The sequence below is a fragment of the Microbacterium sp. LKL04 genome (genome assembly GCF_900102005.1).
Lineage (GTDB): Bacteria > Actinomycetota > Actinomycetes > Actinomycetales > Microbacteriaceae > Microbacterium.
Map to the genome: position 1 here is coordinate 1 of NZ_LT627736.1, position 16,232 is coordinate 16,232.

The following is a 16,232-nucleotide window of genomic DNA, read 5'->3' on the forward strand; positions in this document are numbered from 1 at the left end:
GCGATCACCGCCTTCGAAGAGCTCCGCGCCGAGCAGAACGCGCACGGCAAGCGCGTCGCGAAGGCCCCGAAGGACGAGAAGGCCGCGCTGGTCGCCGAGGCGAAGGACCTGAGCGAGCGCGTCAAGGCCGCGCAGCAGGCCGTGACCGTGGCGGAGGATGCCGCATCCGCCGCGCTCGCGCGCATCGAGAACATCGTCATCGACGGTGTCCCGGCCGGCGGCGAGGACGATTTCGTCACCCTTCGCACGCACGGCGAACCCGTCGCGTTCGACTTCGAGCCGCGCGACCACCTCGCCCTCGGCGAGATGCTCGGCGCGATCGACACCGAGCGCGGCGCGAAGGTCTCGGGCGCCCGGTTCACCTTCCTCACCGGCATCGGGGCGCGCCTCGAGCTGGCCCTCATGAACCTCGGCATGCAGCGCGCCCTCGAGGCGGGCTTCATCCCGATGATCCCGCCGACCCTCGTGCGCGCAGAGGTCATGCGCGGTACCGGCTTCCTCGGTCAGCACGCCGACGAGGTCTACCACCTCGATGACGACGACCTGTATCTCGTGGGCACGAGCGAGGTGCCCCTCGCCGGCTACCACATGGACGAGATACTCGACCTCGAGCGCGGCGCAAAGCGCTACGCCGGCTGGTCGACCTGCTACCGCCGCGAAGCCGGGTCGTACGGCAAGGACACCCGCGGCATCATCCGTCTGCACCAGTTCAACAAGCTCGAGATGTTCGTCTACACGACGCCCGCCGACGCCGAGGCCGAGCACCTGCGTCTCGTCGAGATGCAGGAGCGGATGCTGCAGGATCTCGGCCTCTCATATCGGGTGATCGACGTCGCCGCGGGCGACCTGGGATCGTCGGCCGCCCGCAAGTACGACGTCGAGGCGTGGGTCCCGACGCAGGGTGCGTACCGCGAGCTCACCTCGACGTCGAACTGCACGACGTACCAGGCGCGCCGTCTCGACATCCGCCACCGTCCCGAGGGCGGCCGCACCGCTCCCGTCGCGACGCTGAACGGCACGCTCGCGACGACCCGTTGGATCGTGGCCCTGCTCGAGACGCACCAACGCGAAGACGGCTCGGTCGTCATCCCCGAGGTCCTCCGCCCCTACCTGGGCGGCCTCGAGGTGGCGGAGCCCGTCGCGTGACGTCCGAGAGCGCCCCCGCCACCGGCAGCATCGAGGCGGTCTCGTTCGATGAGGCCGCCGACGTCGTCGAGGAGATCGTCGAGGATGCCGCATCCGCCCCCCGTGAGCGGCTGCTGATCGCGCTCGACATCGACGGCACGATCCTCCTCGAGGACGAGACCTACAGCCCCGGCGTCGTCGACGCGGTCGCCGAGGCGCAGGGACTCGGGCACGAGGTGATGCTCGCGACCGGACGCTCGTGGGAGGGCACCCGGCACATCCTCGAGCACCTCGCCATCACGCCCGAGTACGTCGTCTGCTCCAACGGCGCCGTAATCCTCAAGCGGGTCGGCGCCGCCGACGCCGGCGCGTCCTACGAGCGCTTCCACACGGAGGAATTCGACGCGACCGAGGTGCTGCAGCTGCTGCGCGACCACCTGCCCTCGGCCCGGTACATGGTCGAGCTGCCCGACGGGCGACGGCTGTACACCGACCACATGGACGAGTGGAACGTCTCGCGCGCCGACCGGGTGCCCTTCGAGCAGCTCTCCGCCCAACCCGTCTCCCGCGTCGTCGTCGTCTCGGAGGACGACACCGACGAGGACTTCGTCGACCTGGTCTCGCGGATCGGCCTCAACGAGGTGTCGTACGCGGTCGGCTGGTCGGCGTGGCTCGACATCGCCCCGCAGGGCATCGACAAGGCCACGGGGCTCGAGCTGGTCCGCGACTGGCTCGGCATCGACGCGGCACGGGTCGTCGTCATCGGCGACGGTCGCAACGACATCGGCATGTTCCGGTGGGCGCGCGCCCACGGCGGGCGCGCGATCGCCATGGGCCAAGGCCCCGACGAGGTGCTGTCGGAGGCGTCGGAGCTCACGGCATCCGTCACCGAAGGTGGCGTCACGGCGGTGCTGAAGGCCCTCTGACCGGCTCGTTCAGGGCTCGCCCAGGCGATCCCGCAAGAATGAATGGGTTCTGGGGTCGGCTAGACTCGGCCTGTTCGACCGGTGCCACTCGGTGCGGTCGGGAGGGTTGTCCGAGCGGCCGAAGGATCCGGTCTTGAAAACCGGTGGGCAGCAATGTCCCGTGGGTTCGAATCCCACACCCTCCGCACTGTCCGAAAGGTGATCCGTGAGCGCAAGGCACGACGCGAAGGCGACGAAGTTCCGCCGTCAACCCGTAGCCCGTCACGGAGCGCTGAGGTCGCCGCATCCGCTCCGTCAGGTCTTCACGATCCTGGCTGCGGTCGTCGCTGTCGTGCTCGTGAGCACCGCGGCGATCGGCGGATTCTACGTGTGGGATGCCGCGCGCAGCCTCAGCGACAACGGTGTCTCGATCGGAGACGACGACAAGCCCCTCCCGCCGCACATCGGCGAGATCGAGGGCGGCGTCAACATGCTGATCGCCGGAACCGACTCGTGCGAAGGGCAGGACCTCAAACTCTTCCCGCGCTGCGCGGACGATGAAGGGGGCGAGCGCAACGACGTCACGATGCTCGTGCACATCAGCGACGCGCCCCGCCGCGTGACGGTGGTCTCGTTCCCGCGCGACATGATCGTGCCCATCCCCTCCTGCACGAAACCCGAGGGCGGGTCGTACTCGGCCATGAGCGCGCAGATGATCAACAACTCCTACGCGTACGGCGGACTCGGCTGCACGGTCGCCACGGTCGAGGCACTGACGGGCGTCGACATCCAGTTCGCCGGTGCCATCCGTTGGACCGGAGTCATCAACATGTCCGATGCGATCGGCGGCGTCGATGTCTGCCTCAGCGCCGACATCAACGACCGTCACACGGGTCTGCACCTGAAGAAGGGCGAGCAGAACCTCGTCGGTGCCCAGGCTCTGCAGTTCCTCCGCATCCGTCACGGCATCGGCGACGGGTCGGACCTCGGACGCATCTCCAACCAGCAGCAGTTCATGAGTTCCCTCGTGCGCAAGCTGCAGTCGGGCGCGGTCCTCTCGGACTACCCCGCACTGCTCAACCTGGCGAACACCGCCGTCCGCCAGGTGAACGAGAAGCAGCTGGTCCTCAGCGAGTCGCTCGCCAACCCGCAGCGGATGGCCCAGATCGCGATGGCCGTCGCCGACGTGCCGTACAAGGACATCGTCTTCGTGCAGTACCCCACGGTCTACGCCCCCGGTGGCGAGCGCGTTCTGCCGGTCACATCGGCAGCGGATGTCCTGTTCACGGCCCTGTCCGAGAACAAGCCGATCCGCATCACGGGCTCCGCCAGCGGCGGGAACGGCGTCGAGGTCGTCGGCGAGGCCGACGAGCCGGGTGGCGCGAAGCCGACGGAGACCCCGGAGGCCACCGGCACGCCGACCGGCGAGGCCACCCCCGACAAAACCGATGCGCCCGACGACGGCGAGGAGGCCGGCACCGTCGAGCTTCCAAGCCAGATCACGGGCCAGTCGGCGAACGAGGTCACCTGCACCGTCGCGCAGCAGTGACATCGGTTCGGATCAGCGTCCCGTACCCGTTATGCTTGCGTGGTGCGTTCGCGCCGTTCGCGGTCGGATGCCTGGAGACGTCGCATAGTCAGGCCTAGTGCACCACCCTGCTAAGGTGGAGTCCCCTCACGGGGACCGAGGGTTCAAATCCCTCCGTCTCCGCCACGAGAAAAGCCCCGGATATCCGGGGCTTTTCGTCTGAGTGCGGGGGTGCGTCGGCCTCAGCCGGTGGCGGCGTCGTCCTGATCGGGCTCGGGAACGATCCGCAGCCCGCCCGGCGAGTTCGCCGTCGACATGAGCGCGTCGATCCATGCCGGGTTGAGCGGCCCGATCGCGCGCGAGTGGTAGCGGATGTCCCAGCTCGTCGACACTCCGACCCAGCGCGAGACCCGCCCGCTGCCGAGGCTGGGGTCAACGGTCCAGGTGAGGATGAACGGCTCACGCCGCCGCAGTTTCGTCACCATCACGACCTCGAGATGACCGAGGAGACGGTCATCGAGCGTGACCGTTTCGCTGCCGAAGGCCAAGCGTCCCATTCCACCAAGCTTACGGCGTAAGCAGACAAAAGAGTGCGAGTCGGGGGAGGATCGGAGTGGAGGCTCCCATGAGCAGTCAGTCTGATCGATCGATCGGGTCGAGGTTGAGTCGCGACGCGATCATCGATGCCGCGCTGAGCCTCGTGGACCGCAAGGGGGCCGCAGGACTCTCCATGCGGGCCCTGGGCAACGAGCTGGGCGTCGAGGCGATGTCGCTCTACCGCCACGTGCACGGCAAGGAGGATCTCCTCGAGGGTGTCGTGGATGAGTTGACGGCCGAGCTCGTGGTCGTCATGGAGCGCGAGGCCCAGGCGCACTGGCAGACGTTCCTGCAGAACGTCGCCCATGCGGTTAGAGACATCGCCGTCGAGCATCCGCGGGCCTTCCCGCTGATCGCCACGAGGCATCCCGCCGCTCCGTGGCTCCGGCCACCGCTGCGGAGCATCGAGGCCGTCGACATCTTCCTCCGCGTGCTCTTGGCGCAGGGCTTCAGCGATGAGCAGGCCGTCGGCGCCTACCGGGGGTTCAGCAGCTTCCTCATCGGTCAGCTGCTGCTCGAAGCGGCCGTCCGCGGCGCCGACGTCGGTGGAACGATTGCGGGGCAAGGGGAGACCGGGCCGGTCCCCACCGGGGAGGCGCAGACGTCCTCGCTGGACGATGCCCCTGAAGTGCGGCGACTCCGTCCCCTGCTGAGCGAGGACCACAGCAAGGAGGAGTTCGACACCGCCCTCGAAATCCTGCTCGACCGGCTCGAGGTCGATCTCTCCCTGTAGCGGTCGCAGCGCGCGCACGCGCATCTACCACGATCCGGGGCCACGTTTCGACCCTTGCCGTGCGTGCGCGTCAAGGAAGGTAACGCCCGGTCATGGAGCGTCTCGCAACTCGTCGTCCAGGGTGCGTCGGGCTAGGAATGTCGCAGTCACTGCGAACATCCACGCCCGACGCACCACGAGGAGACCACCCCATGTCCGACCAGAACCAGACCCCGCAGAGCGACCTTCGCGCCGCCGTCGCGGGTGACAAGAAGCGCACGCGCATCGGCCTGACCGTCGCCATCGCGATCGTTGCGGTCGCCGCGATCGTCGGCGGAGCCGCGCTCTTGATTCCCGCGCTCCGCCCCGCCGATGCCGCCGCGTCCGGCGGTGACGCCCCCGCGAAGCCGATCAGCGTCAAGATCGCCGTGTCCGAGGACAGCCCGTTCCAAGACGCCGTCAAGGAGGTCGCCGCCGAGAAGGGCCTCAACATCGAGTGGGTCAACGTCGAGGACTGGGTGCTGCCGAACACCGAGCTCGCCGCCGGCACGGTCGACGCCAACGCCTTCCAGCACATCCTGTACCTCAGCGCCTTCAACACCGAGAACGGCGCGGACCTCACCCCCGTCTTCTCGACGCTCATCACGCAGTGGGGGATCTTCTCCGCGACGGCCACGTCCCTCGACGACATCGCCGACGGTGCGAAGATCGCCATCCCCGACGACCCCTCCAACGGCGGCCGCGCGCTGAACATCCTCGAAGCCGCCGGTCTCATCACCCTCTCGGCAGACAAGGGCGACTTCCCGGCGGTCGAGGACATCACCGCCAACCCGAAGAAGCTGCAGTTCGCGGAGATCCCGGCGACGTCGATCGCTCAGCAGTTCACCGACCCGAGCCTGGCTGCGGTCGTCGTCGGCACGTCGTACTTCGACCCGAGCCAGAACATCGGCTCCGACGACGCGCTCTTCCTCGACAAGGCGCTCTCCGAGCAGAACCTGCCTTACGTCAACGTCATCGCGACCCGCGAGGACAACAAGGACAACCCCGCGTGGAAGATCCTCAAGGACGTCTACGCCGATGAGCGCGTCGCGGCCGCCAACGAGAAGGAGAACCAGGGCTCCGTGGTGCTCGTCGACGTGCCGGTGGAGCAGCTCCGGACCAAGCTCGCCGACCTCGAGAAGCAGGCCGCGAAGAACTGACCGCGGCTACTCGCGACTGCACCCGGCCCCAGATGAGGAATCCATGAGCACCGCCATCGCCTTCGAGAACGTCTCCAAGTCCTTCAGGTCGAAGGGCCGCACGGTCGACGCCCTCCGCGACGTCAGCCTGACGGTCGAGAAGGGGGAGATCTTCGGAATCGTCGGCTTCTCGGGCGCCGGCAAGTCGACGCTGCTGCGCACCGTGAATGCGCTGGAACGGCCGACGAGCGGCCGGGTGGTCGTCGACGGTCGCGAGATCTCGGCCCTGCAGGGTCGTGCGCTGTACGCGGCGCGGCAGCGGATCGGCATGGTGTTCCAGCAGTTCAATCTGCTCGAGTCGCGGAACGTCTACAAGAACATCGCCTACCCCCTGCGGCTCGCGGGCCTGTCCGAGGCGGAGACCCTCGATCGCGTCGAGGAGCTGCTGCGGTTCGTCGGTCTCACCGACAAGGCACTCGCGTATCCGTCGCAGCTGTCGGGTGGCCAGAAGCAACGCGTGGGCATCGCCCGCGCACTGGCCACCCGGCCCGACGTCCTGATCTCCGACGAGGCGACGAGCGCGCTCGATCCGCAGACGACGGGCGAGGTCCTGGCCCTCCTCCGGCGGGTGAACGAGGAGTACGGCGTGACCATCCTGCTCGTCACCCACGAGATCGACGTGGTCCGCGAGCTCGCTCACAAGGTCGCGGTCATGGAGGACGGTGCGGTCGTCGAGCACGGCAGCATCTACGACGTCTTCTCGTCGCCGCAGCATCCCACCACGCGGCGATTCGTGTCGTCGGTGCTTCATCACATCCCGTCGGCGGACGCCCTAGCGAAGATCCGCGCCGTCCATCGCGGCCGCCTCGTCCAACTGCACGTCGAGGACCGCGACACCAATCACCCGTTCCTCTCGCAGGTCGCCCGCGAGCACGACGTCGACGTCAACGTCGTCTTCGGCGGCGTCGACGAGCTGCAGGGGCGTCTGTTCGGCAGCCTGACGGTGGAACTCCTCGGAACGGATGCCGCAGTGGATGCCGCCATCGAGGGTCTCCGCCAGACGACGACCGTCTCGGAGCTGCCGGCCACGGACGCCCGGACGATCGAGAAGGAGGCCGTCCATGCGTGACTTCGACCCGGATGCGTTCTTCCCCCGGTTCTGGAACGCCGTCGGCGAGACCGGACTCATGGTGGTCGTCGCCTTCGCGGGAGCCGCCGTCATCGGAGTGCTCCTCGGCCTCCTGCTCTACGCGAGCCGGCCCGGCAATCTGCTGCAGAACCGCGTGGTCTTCTCGGTCCTGAACCTCATCATCAACGTGGTCCGTCCGATCCCGTTCCTGATCGTGGCGATCGCGCTGATCCCGTTCACGCGGTTCCTCTTCGGCACGGGGCTCGGCCCCCTGCCCCAGACGATCCCGCTCATCATCGTCGCGTGCGTCGCGATCGCCCGTGTCTCGGAATCCAACCTCGTCGCCGTGAGCCCGGGGTCGATCGAGGCGGGTGCCGCGATGGGCGCGAGCCCGGCGCGGGTGCTGTTCACGATCGTCGTGCCCGAGGCCCTCGGTCCGCTCACGCTGGGGCTCACCTACATCCTCGTCGCACTCGTCGACGCGACCGCGGTCGCGGGGGTGCTCGGCGGTGGCGGGCTCGGGTCGCTGGCCATGAACTACGGGTACCAGCGCTTCGACTGGATCTCGGTCGGCATCGTCGTCCTCGCCCTCATCGTCCTGGTGCAGCTCGCGCAGCTGCTGGGGAACACCGTCGCCCGGAAGGTGATGCACCGGTGACCGGGCGCTTCGACGAGTTCCTCGCCCGCATCGCACCGGACGCGCCGCAGCGTGAGCGCGAGCGGCGCCTGCTGACCGCGGAGCTCGCCGAGCTGCGCGATATCGGCTTCGGCACGTGGCGGGTGCCGGCGGCATCCGGGGGCTCGCCGATCACGCTGCAGGAGCAGTTCGCCCGTCTCATCCGGCTGTCGGCGGCGGACGCCAGCCTCGGCCATGTCTGGCGCGGGCATCTCGCGTTCGTCGAGTCGCTCCGGTTGCAGCCGATCGAGCAGGCCCAGCCGTGGTTCGAGCGGATCCTCGCGGGGGACTTCGTGGGCAACGCGCAGTCCGAACGGCACGACACGGCGCACCTCGAGACCCGCCTCGACCGGTCGAGCGGCGAACCGCTGCTGTCGGGGACGAAGTACTACACGACCGGCAGCATCTACGCGGACTGGATCCACCTCGCCGCCCTCGACGGCGACGAGCGGGTCGCGGTCACGGTGTCGGCCCACCACCCGGGGGTCCGATCCACGGACGACTGGGACGGATTCGGCCAGCTGCTCACGGGAAGCGGCACCACGGTGTTCGACCGGGCGGCGGTGGGGGAGGACGGCATCCTCGTGTCGCCCGCCGAGGGCGCCGACGTGCGCGGGCATCACCTGGGGGCGATCCTTCAGCTCACCCTGCTCGCGGTGATCGCCGGCATCGCGCAACGCGCCCTCGACGACACCGTCGGCTTCGTCACCCCGCGGCGGCGGACCTTCGGATTCGCGGGCGAGACGCTTCCTCGCGAGGACCCGCTCGTGCAGCTGGTCGTCGGCGAGCTCGACGTCGTGGCGGCGACGACGCGACGGCTGGTGCTGTCGGTCGCCGCCGACCTGGGTGCGGCATCCGATCGTCGGGCGACCGCGGCCGAGATGCGTGAGATCCAGTTCGAGGTCTTCCGGCTCCAGGAGCTCGTGCCCCGCCTCGTCCTCGACGCGACGACGCGCCTGTTCGAGGTCGGCGGCGCGTCGGCGGTCGGAACGGGCCGCGCGCTCGACCGGCACTGGCGCAACGTCCGCACGATCGCCTCGCACAATCCGGTCATCCAGCGCACGCGTGCGCTCGGTCAGGTGGCACTCACCGGGACCCTGCCGGAGTGGCAGGCGCCGGGAGCTGAGGCCCCACGGCCCGCCGAGGCTGCGCTCGCATGAGCCGCATCACCGACGCCGTGGCGCGTTTCGCGCCCGTCTTCGACGAGGTAGGCCGGGATGCCGTCGCCCGAGAACTCGCGCGGAGACTGCCGCACGAGGAGGTCGCGCTGCTCCGGCGCGCGGGGTTCACACGGGTCACGGTGCCCGAGGAGTTCGGCGGAGGCGGTGAGCCGCCGTCGGTGCTGTTCGCCCTCCTCGCCGAGCTCGGTCGTCGCGATCCGAACCTCGCCCAGCTGCTGCGGTCGCACTTCTCGTTCGTCGATCGGACGGTTCTCGCGACGCCGTCCGCCGAGCGATCGCGCAGGCTCGCCCTCGTCGCCGACGGCGCCATCATCGGCAACGCGACCCACGAGCGGTCGGGGGCGAAGGTCGGCTCGCTGTCCACGACGGTGACCGCTTCGGGCGACGGGCTCCGTCTGGACGGCACGAAGTACTACAGCACCGGGACGCTCTTCGCCGACCTCGTATCGGTGGCCGCGCAGGACGACGAGGGCGCCCTCGTCGCTGCGCTCGTCCCGGCGACGGCCGAGGGCGTCGACGTCATCGACGACTGGCGGGGCTTCGGGCAGCGCCTGACCGGGAGCGGGACGACCGTCTTCCGCTCGGTCGTCATCGACGAGGATGCCGTCGCCCGCCGCGCCGTCGCCGGGCCGTCACACGGCGGGGCGTTCGTTCAATTGGTCCTGCTGGCGGCTGCCGCGGGCATCGGGCGGGCGATCGTCGACGACGCCGTGGCGTTCGTTCAGAAGCGCACCCGGACGTACAGTCATGCCTCGGCCGCGTCGGCCCGCGAGGATCCGCTCGTGCAGGAGATCGTCGGTCGGCTGTCGGCGCTGTCGTTCACGGCGGATGCCGCACTCACCGCCGCCGTCGTAGGACTCGACGAGTCGGTTGCGGCCCAATCGGCCGGTGTCGCGGGAGAGGCGCTCCGCGAGGTGATCGCCCCCGTCGAGGCGGCGACCGCTCGCGCGCAACTCGTCGTCCTCCCGGCCGTGCTCGAGGCGGCTACTCTGCTCTTCGAGGTCGGCGGAGCGAGCGCCGTCGACACCGACCTCGCGCTGGACCGGCACTGGCGGAACGCTCGAACCCTGGCATCCCACAATCCGCTCGCCTTCAAGGCGCGCGCGCTCGGCGACCTGCTGCTCAACGACACCCCCGTGCCCGGGTGGTGGAGCACGGGCGAAGCCTGACGCCGCAGAGAACCCCGACGTCTCCAGAAAGGACCCGCATGGCGGAGCGCAAGAAGCTCATCCTCAATCTCTTCGAGATGAACACGGTCAGCCACATCACGCACGGGCTGTGGTCGCTGCCGGGCAACAACCGGCACCGGATCAACGACATCTCGTATTGGATCGAGCTCGCGCAGATCCTCGAGCACGGCGGATTCGACGGTGTCTTCCTCGCGGACGTGGTCGGTGCCTACGACGTCTTCCGGGGCGGCCCCGAGACCGCGATCCGCGAAGGGTTGCAGATCCCCTCGAACGACCCGCTCCTCGTCATCCCGGCGATGGCCGCCGTCACGGAGCGACTGGGCTTCGGCGTCACGTTCTCGACGAGCTACGAGCCGCCGTTCTCGTTCGCCCGCCGCATGTCGACCCTCGACCACCTCACCCGTGGCCGGGTGGGCTGGAACATCGTGACCTCGTACCTGCCGAACGCGGCGCGCAACTTCGGGCTGGCCGACGAGATCCCGCACGATCGCCGTTACGCGATCGCCGACGAGTTCCTCGACGTCGTCTACAAGCTGTGGGAGGGCTCCTGGGATGACGGCGCCGTCATCGCGGATGCCGCGACCCGAACGTACACGGACCCGTCGAAGGTCCGGTACATCGACCACTCCGGGGAGAACTTCCGCGTCGCGGGTCCCCATCTGAGCCAGCCCTCGCCGCAGCGCACTCCCGTCCTCTACCAAGCGACCGGGTCGCCTGCCGGCATCGAGTTCGCCGGTCGCCACGCGGAGCTCGTCTTCACCGGCGGGCGCTCGACGGCGGACTTCATCCGCAACGTCGAGCAGATGCGGGCGGCGGCCGCCCGCCAGGGGCGCGGCGCAGACGACCTCCGCTTCATCGTGCAGGCGGGCGTCGTCGTCGGTCGCACCGAGGACGAAGCGGCCGAAAAGTGGCGGACGTACCGCGAGAACACGAGCGTCGACGGCATCCTCGCCCACGCCGGGTTCCCGTTCGACCCGACCGCGTTCTCCCGCGAGACACTCGTCACCGACGCCCTGGCGCAGGTGGGCGTCGCCGCAGGCTCCGTGCCGACCGCCGGACCCGACACGACGATTGGACAGCTTCTGGACGGGATCGCCACGGGACGCGAGGGCCGCTTCTTCGTCGCGGGCACACCGACGGTCGTCGCCGACGAGATCGAGCGGTGGCTCGACGAGGACGGCATCGACGGCATCAACCTCCGGCAGTACCACTCCTTCGACACCGCTCGAGACTTCGCGGAACTCGTCGTGCCCGAGCTGCGGCGACGCGGACGGTTGCTGGAAGGCGGCCCGACGCTGCGGGAGCGTCTGTTCGAGCGCGGACCGCTGCTGCCCGAGAACCACATCGCCACGCGCTACCGAGGTGGAGCGAACCTCGACACCCCGGTGGCACCCCTGTTCGGCTGAAGGGCCGGGAGCGGGCCCCGCGTCGTTCGATCGCGCTCCGGCACGTCCGCCCTCGCGCTTCGCGCGTGGTCTGAGAGGATGGCGCCATGATCATCGCCGGGTTGGTGTTCGCGGCGCTCGGCGCCGCCATCCACGTCTACATCTTCTTCCTCGAGTCGATCGCCTGGACCGGGCCCGCGGCGCGGCGCACCTTCGGGACGACGGACGCGACGGTCGACGTCACGAAGCCGTTCGCCTTCAATCAGGGCTTCTACAACCTGTTCCTCGCGATCGCGGTCTTCCTCGGCATCGTGTTCGTCGCCACCGGGTCGACGGCAGTCGGCGCGACCCTTGTGTTCGTCGGGGCGGGCTCGATGGTCGCGGCGGGCCTCGTGCTGCTCCTGTCGGATCGCTCGAAGGCGCGCGCGGCGCTCATCCAGCTGAGTGCGCCCCTGGTCGGAGTGGTGCTGCTCGCCATCGGGCTGGCCGTCTGACGTGAACCTCGCTGTCGTCGGCGCGGGAAAGATCGTCGCCGAGTTCCTCCCGCACGCCTCCGGCGTCCCCGGGCTGACCGTGGCGGCGATCGTCGGTCGCGAGTCCAGCCGTGCCAACCTCGACGACGTGGCGTCGACCCACGGCATCCCCCTCGTCTTCACCGACCTCGACGAATGCCTCGCCGACGCCCGTGTAGACACGGTGTGGGTCGCGTTGCCGAACTCCCTGCACGCGGACGTCGCCCGTCGTGCCCTGCTCGCAGGCAAGAACGTGATCTGCGAGAAGCCGTTCGTGCTCCGGCTCGAGGAGCTCGCGGAACTCCGCGTTCTCGCCGCGGAGCGCGACCTCATCCTCGTCGAAGCGATCAGCAACCAGTACCTCGCGAACGTCGAGTGGATGCGCGAGAACCTGTCCCGCCTCGGTGAGCTGCGGCTCGTGCAGTGCGAGTACTCGCAGTACTCCTCGCGCTACGACGCGTTCCGCACCGGGACGATCGCACCCGCCTTCGACCCGGCGGCGGGCGGTGGTGCACTGATGGACCTCGGCATCTACACGCTGCACCTCGTGGTCGGACTCCTCGGCACCCCCGCGACGGTGGCGTACACGCCGCGGATGGAACGCGGCGTCGACACCTCGGGCGTGACGGTCCTCGGCTACGGCGATCTGACCGCCGTGTGCGTGGCCGCCAAGGATTCGCCCGGACCCTCGCGGACCAAGATCCAGGGCACCGACGGCACCATGGTCTTCGACGGGCCGCCCAACGAGGTGCCGGCCGTCGAGCTGCAGCTGCGGGACGGAACGCACGAGCGCATCGCACTCGACGAGGATCCGCACCGGATGGTGGCGGAGTTCCGGTCGTTCGTCCGGCTGATCGCCGACCACGACATCGCCGAGCGGGACCGTCGCCTGGATCACAGTGCCGCCGTGCTCGACGTCGCCGTCCGTGCGCTCGATTCGGCCGGCATCCGCCTCGGCTGAGCTTCGCGAGCGCGACGGCACGATCCTCGCTACGCTGGCGGACAACTGTCGCAGTCGATCTCCTCGGCTGACTTCGGGCTGGGGAGCCGGACAATGCACAGATCTTGGGGACGCACGGTGGCGCACGCGCCGGCCGACGAGGCGGACGCGACGCGCGTCGCACGAGTCGAATGGGTGGATGCCGCCAAGGCGATCGCCATCATCATGGTGGTGTTCCTGCACACCGTCTTCAACCATGCCGGCAGCGGCGCTACCGGTCATTGGGGACCGTTCGTCGGCCTGCTCGACGCCTTCCGCTTGCCGCTGTTCTTCTTCACGGCGGGTCTGTTCGCCGGCAAGGTCCTCCGCCGACCGCTCGCGGTGCTGTTGCGTGAGCGCATCTCGCACCTGACCTGGATCTACGTCATCTGGTCGATCGTCGCGGTCATCGCCGTCCTGTATCTGCCGCTCACCGGCGCAACCGACCGGCCGCCGGCGCTCGCCCTGCTCCTGATCCCCGTCCTGCCCACCCCTGCCACATGGTTCATCTGGGCGCTGATCGTGCATTTCGTCCTGGCGTGGTTCGCCGTCCGCGTTCCGCCGGCGATCGGCCTGGGCGTCGCGACGGTCGTCAGTCTCGCCTTCGCCTCGGGCCTGCTGACCACGGGGACGCTGGAGATCGACAAGACGCTGTACCACCTCGTCTTCTTCCTGCTGGCTGTGCAGATCTCGGCCTGGGTCCGGCCGGCCGTGGCCTCCACCGGGATCTGGTGGGCGGTCGCGGCCGTCGTCGGCTTCGGCGCCGGGGCGGCTGTCGTGGCGAAGTTCTCCCTGCTCGACATCGTCGGTGTGCGGCTCGTCCTGGGGCTGCTGGCGGTCGCGGCCGGGTGCCTGGTCGCGCGTCAGATCTCCGCGCTCCGAGGCTTCGCGTGGGTGTCCGCGCTCGGGCGCAACACCCTGCCCGTCTACCTGCTGCACTGGTACGTCCTGCTGCTCGTCTACGCCGTCGTCAACACGGTGTTCCCTCGCGGCGCCGGTGTCTTCACCGACGTGCTCGCTCCGGTGATGACGGCCCTCACGATCGCCGGATGCCTTCTCGTGCACCGCCTGACCCGGGCCGTTCCGGGGCTGTACGCGCGGCCGGCGTGGCTGATTCGCGCGCTGCGCCCGGCGCCGCCGGTGTGAGGATCCCGTGAGGAGTGCTCACGCGGGCGTATGGATTCCGTGAGCACAGCGGGAAGGGTCTTCGCCGGGGTGTTCCATCAGGGATGCGCCCCACCGGCGTGCCGGTCCGATCAGGGCCCGCGTCCCTCGAAATCGGAGCCTCCCTCGTGCTCGACATCGTCTACGTCCTGGGCGTCCTCGCCCTGTTCGTGATCATCGGTCTGTTCGCCAAGGCGGTGGATCGGCTGTGAGCGTCTTCGACATCGTCGCCGCCGTCCTCGGCGTCGCCGTCCTCGTCTACCTCTTCGTCGCTCTCGTGAAGCCGGAGAAGTTCTGATGGCGTGGCTCCCCGCGGTCCTCACCCTCGCCACTCTCGCCCTGATCCTGGCTGTGGCCTACCGTCCGCTGGGCGACTACATGGCCTGGGTCTACGGTGCGCCGAAAGATGCCCGGGCTGAGCGCGGCCTCTACCGCGTGATCGGCGTCGACCCGGCATCCGGCCAGACCTGGCAGGCATACGCCCGCAGCGTCCTCGCGTTCTCCGCGATCGGTGTCCTCCTCGTCTACGGCCTGCAGCGCATCCAGCAGTGGCTGCCCTGGTCGCTCGGGCTCCCCGCCCCGAGCGAAGCCCTGTCGTTCAACACGGCCGTCTCGTTCGTGACGAACACGAACTGGCAGTCCTACTCGCCCGAGCTGACCCTCGGCTACACGGTGCAGTTCGCGGCGCTCTCGGTGCAGAACTTCGTGTCGGCCGCCGTCGGTCTCGCCGTCGCCGTCGCCCTCGTCCGCGGTCTCGTCTTCCGCCGCACCGGCACGATCGGCAACTTCTGGGTCGATCTGACCCGTGGCACCTTCCGTCTGCTCCTGCCTCTCTCGGTGATCGCGGCGGTCGTCCTGCTCGCGGGCGGCGTCATCCAGAACGTCGCCGGCTTCAGCGACGCGACGACCGTCGCCGGTGCGACCCAGAGCATCCCCGGCGGCCCTGTCGCATCGCAGGAGGCGATCAAGCTCCTCGGCACCAACGGCGGCGGCTTCTTCAACGCGAACTCGGCGCACCCGTTCGAGAACCCGACGGGCTGGACGAACCTGTTCGAGATCGTCCTCATGCTGATCATCCCGTTCTCGCTGCCGCGGACCTTCGGCACGATGCTCGGCGACAGGCGTCAGGGCTACGCGATCCTCGGCGCGATGGGTGTCCTCTTCGTCGCCTCGTCGGTGATCCTCACTGCGGTCGAACTCGCCGGCCGCGGCACGGCTCCCGAGCTCGCGGGCGCGGCGATGGAAGGCAAGGACATCCGGTTCGGCATCGTCGGCTCGACCCTCTTCGGATCCACGAGCACGCTCACCTCGACCGGCGCCGTCAACTCGATGCACGACTCGTACACGGCATTCGGCGGCATGATGCCGATGCTCAACATGATGCTCGGCGAGCTCGCTCCCGGCGGTGTCGGGTCGGGGCTCTACGGCATCCTCGTGATGGCGGTCATCGCCGTCTTCATCGCGGGGCTCCTCGTCGGGCGCACCCCGGAGTACCTGGGCAAGAAGATCGGCCCCCGCGAGATCACCCTCGCGAGCATCTACATCCTCGTGACGCCGATCCTCGTCCTGGGCGGCACGGCCCTCAGCTTCGCCATCCCCGGCGTGCGTGAGGACGTCACGACGACCTCGATCTGGAACCCCGGCATCCACGGCTTCAGCGAGGTTCTGTACGCCTTCACCTCGGCGGCGAACAACAACGGGTCCGCCTTCGCGGGGCTCACGGCGAACACACCGTGGCTCAACACGGCCCTCGGGGTCGCGATGCTGCTCGGCCGCTTCGTGCCGATCGTGCTCGTGCTGGCTCTCGCCGGCTCGTTCGCCGCGCAGGACCGGGTACCCGCGACGGCGGGCACGCTCCCGACCCATCGCCCCCTCTTCGTGGGGCTGCTCGTCGGCGTGATCGTCATCGTCACCGCTCTCACCTACTTCCCCGTACTCGCGCTGGGCCCCCTGGCAGAAGGACTGATCTGA

General features: G+C 69.2%; 17 protein-coding genes and 2 tRNA genes. 18 read left to right on the forward strand and 1 reads right to left on the reverse strand.

Features of this window, described 5'->3' with window-relative positions:
- The 5 genes from serS to BLP38_RS00025 form a co-directional block, all read left to right on the forward strand.
- Positions 1–1,146: serine--tRNA ligase (serS, locus tag BLP38_RS00005; protein WP_091351636.1), on the forward strand; the 1,146-nt coding region annotated here is incomplete at its 5' end.
- A complete protein-coding gene (locus BLP38_RS00010; RefSeq protein ID WP_172824624.1) occupies positions 1,143–2,051 on the forward strand; it encodes an HAD-IIB family hydrolase in 909 nt (302 codons plus the stop codon). The genes serS and BLP38_RS00010, both read left to right, overlap by 4 nt.
- A gap of 100 nt (positions 2,052–2,151) precedes the next feature.
- Positions 2,152–2,236, forward strand: a tRNA-Ser gene (locus BLP38_RS00015).
- 20 nt (positions 2,237–2,256) lie between these two features.
- Entirely contained in the window at positions 2,257–3,579 is a 1,323-nt protein-coding gene (locus BLP38_RS00020; RefSeq protein WP_091351637.1) for an LCP family protein, read from the forward strand.
- Between the two features lie 73 nt (positions 3,580–3,652).
- Positions 3,653–3,744: transfer RNA gene (locus BLP38_RS00025), tRNA-Ser, on the forward strand.
- 56 nt (positions 3,745–3,800) lie between these two features.
- Here the strand turns inward: BLP38_RS00025 and BLP38_RS00030 are convergent.
- Positions 3,801–4,115 (reverse strand): DUF7882 family protein, encoded by a 315-nt coding sequence (locus tag BLP38_RS00030; RefSeq protein ID WP_091351638.1) that lies wholly within the window; start codon positions 4,113–4,115, stop codon positions 3,801–3,803.
- A 68-nt stretch (positions 4,116–4,183) separates the two neighbouring features.
- Between BLP38_RS00030 and BLP38_RS00035 the strand changes: the two genes are divergently transcribed.
- The 13 genes from BLP38_RS00035 (at position 4,184) to kdpA (ending at position 16,232) form a co-directional block, all read left to right on the forward strand.
- Positions 4,184–4,888 (forward strand): TetR family transcriptional regulator, encoded by a 705-nt coding sequence (locus tag BLP38_RS00035; protein ID WP_091359339.1) that lies wholly within the window; start codon positions 4,184–4,186, stop codon positions 4,886–4,888.
- A gap of 191 nt (positions 4,889–5,079) precedes the next feature.
- Complete coding sequence (locus tag BLP38_RS00040; protein ID WP_091351639.1) at positions 5,080–6,066, forward strand: MetQ/NlpA family ABC transporter substrate-binding protein; 987 nt, start codon at positions 5,080–5,082, stop codon at positions 6,064–6,066.
- Positions 6,067–6,109: 43 nt separating this feature from the next.
- Entirely contained in the window at positions 6,110–7,174 is a 1,065-nt protein-coding gene (locus BLP38_RS00045) for a methionine ABC transporter ATP-binding protein (protein WP_091351640.1), read from the forward strand.
- Positions 7,167–7,832 carry a methionine ABC transporter permease gene (locus BLP38_RS00050; protein ID WP_091351641.1) on the forward strand — a complete coding sequence of 222 codons (666 nt, stop codon included), beginning with the start codon at positions 7,167–7,169 and terminating at the stop codon, positions 7,830–7,832. The genes BLP38_RS00045 and BLP38_RS00050 overlap by 8 nt, the downstream gene beginning before the upstream one ends.
- On the forward strand, positions 7,829–9,010 hold the full coding sequence (locus tag BLP38_RS00055; protein ID WP_091351642.1) for a hypothetical protein: 1,182 nt from the start codon (positions 7,829–7,831) through the stop codon (positions 9,008–9,010). The genes BLP38_RS00050 and BLP38_RS00055 overlap by 4 nt, the downstream gene beginning before the upstream one ends.
- Positions 9,007–10,200: an acyl-CoA dehydrogenase family protein gene (locus BLP38_RS00060; protein ID WP_091351643.1), complete on the forward strand. Its 1,194-nt coding sequence runs from the start codon at positions 9,007–9,009 to the stop codon at positions 10,198–10,200. Before BLP38_RS00055 ends, BLP38_RS00060 begins: the two co-directional genes overlap by 4 nt.
- Positions 10,201–10,238: 38 nt before the next feature.
- Positions 10,239–11,627, forward strand: coding sequence for an NtaA/DmoA family FMN-dependent monooxygenase (locus tag BLP38_RS00065; RefSeq protein WP_091351644.1), 1,389 nt, complete (start codon positions 10,239–10,241; stop codon positions 11,625–11,627).
- An 86-nt stretch (positions 11,628–11,713) separates the two neighbouring features.
- Positions 11,714–12,100, forward strand: coding sequence for a DUF1304 domain-containing protein (locus BLP38_RS00070; RefSeq protein ID WP_091351645.1), 387 nt, complete (start codon positions 11,714–11,716; stop codon positions 12,098–12,100).
- 1 nt (position 12,101) lies between these two features.
- Entirely contained in the window at positions 12,102–13,079 is a 978-nt protein-coding gene (locus BLP38_RS00075; protein WP_091351646.1) for a Gfo/Idh/MocA family protein, read from the forward strand.
- A 117-nt stretch (positions 13,080–13,196) separates the two neighbouring features.
- A complete protein-coding gene (locus BLP38_RS00080) occupies positions 13,197–14,243 on the forward strand; it encodes an acyltransferase family protein (protein ID WP_157681052.1) in 1,047 nt (348 codons plus the stop codon).
- 83 nt (positions 14,244–14,326) lie between these two features.
- Positions 14,327–14,473 (forward strand): hypothetical protein, encoded by a 147-nt coding sequence (locus BLP38_RS14280; protein WP_165971305.1) that lies wholly within the window; start codon positions 14,327–14,329, stop codon positions 14,471–14,473.
- Positions 14,470–14,559 carry a K(+)-transporting ATPase subunit F gene (kdpF, locus tag BLP38_RS00085; protein ID WP_091351648.1) on the forward strand — a complete coding sequence of 30 codons (90 nt, stop codon included), beginning with the start codon at positions 14,470–14,472 and terminating at the stop codon, positions 14,557–14,559. The genes BLP38_RS14280 and kdpF overlap by 4 nt, the downstream gene beginning before the upstream one ends.
- Entirely contained in the window at positions 14,559–16,232 is a 1,674-nt protein-coding gene (gene kdpA / locus BLP38_RS00090) for a potassium-transporting ATPase subunit KdpA (RefSeq protein WP_091351649.1), read from the forward strand. Before kdpF ends, kdpA begins: the two co-directional genes overlap by 1 nt.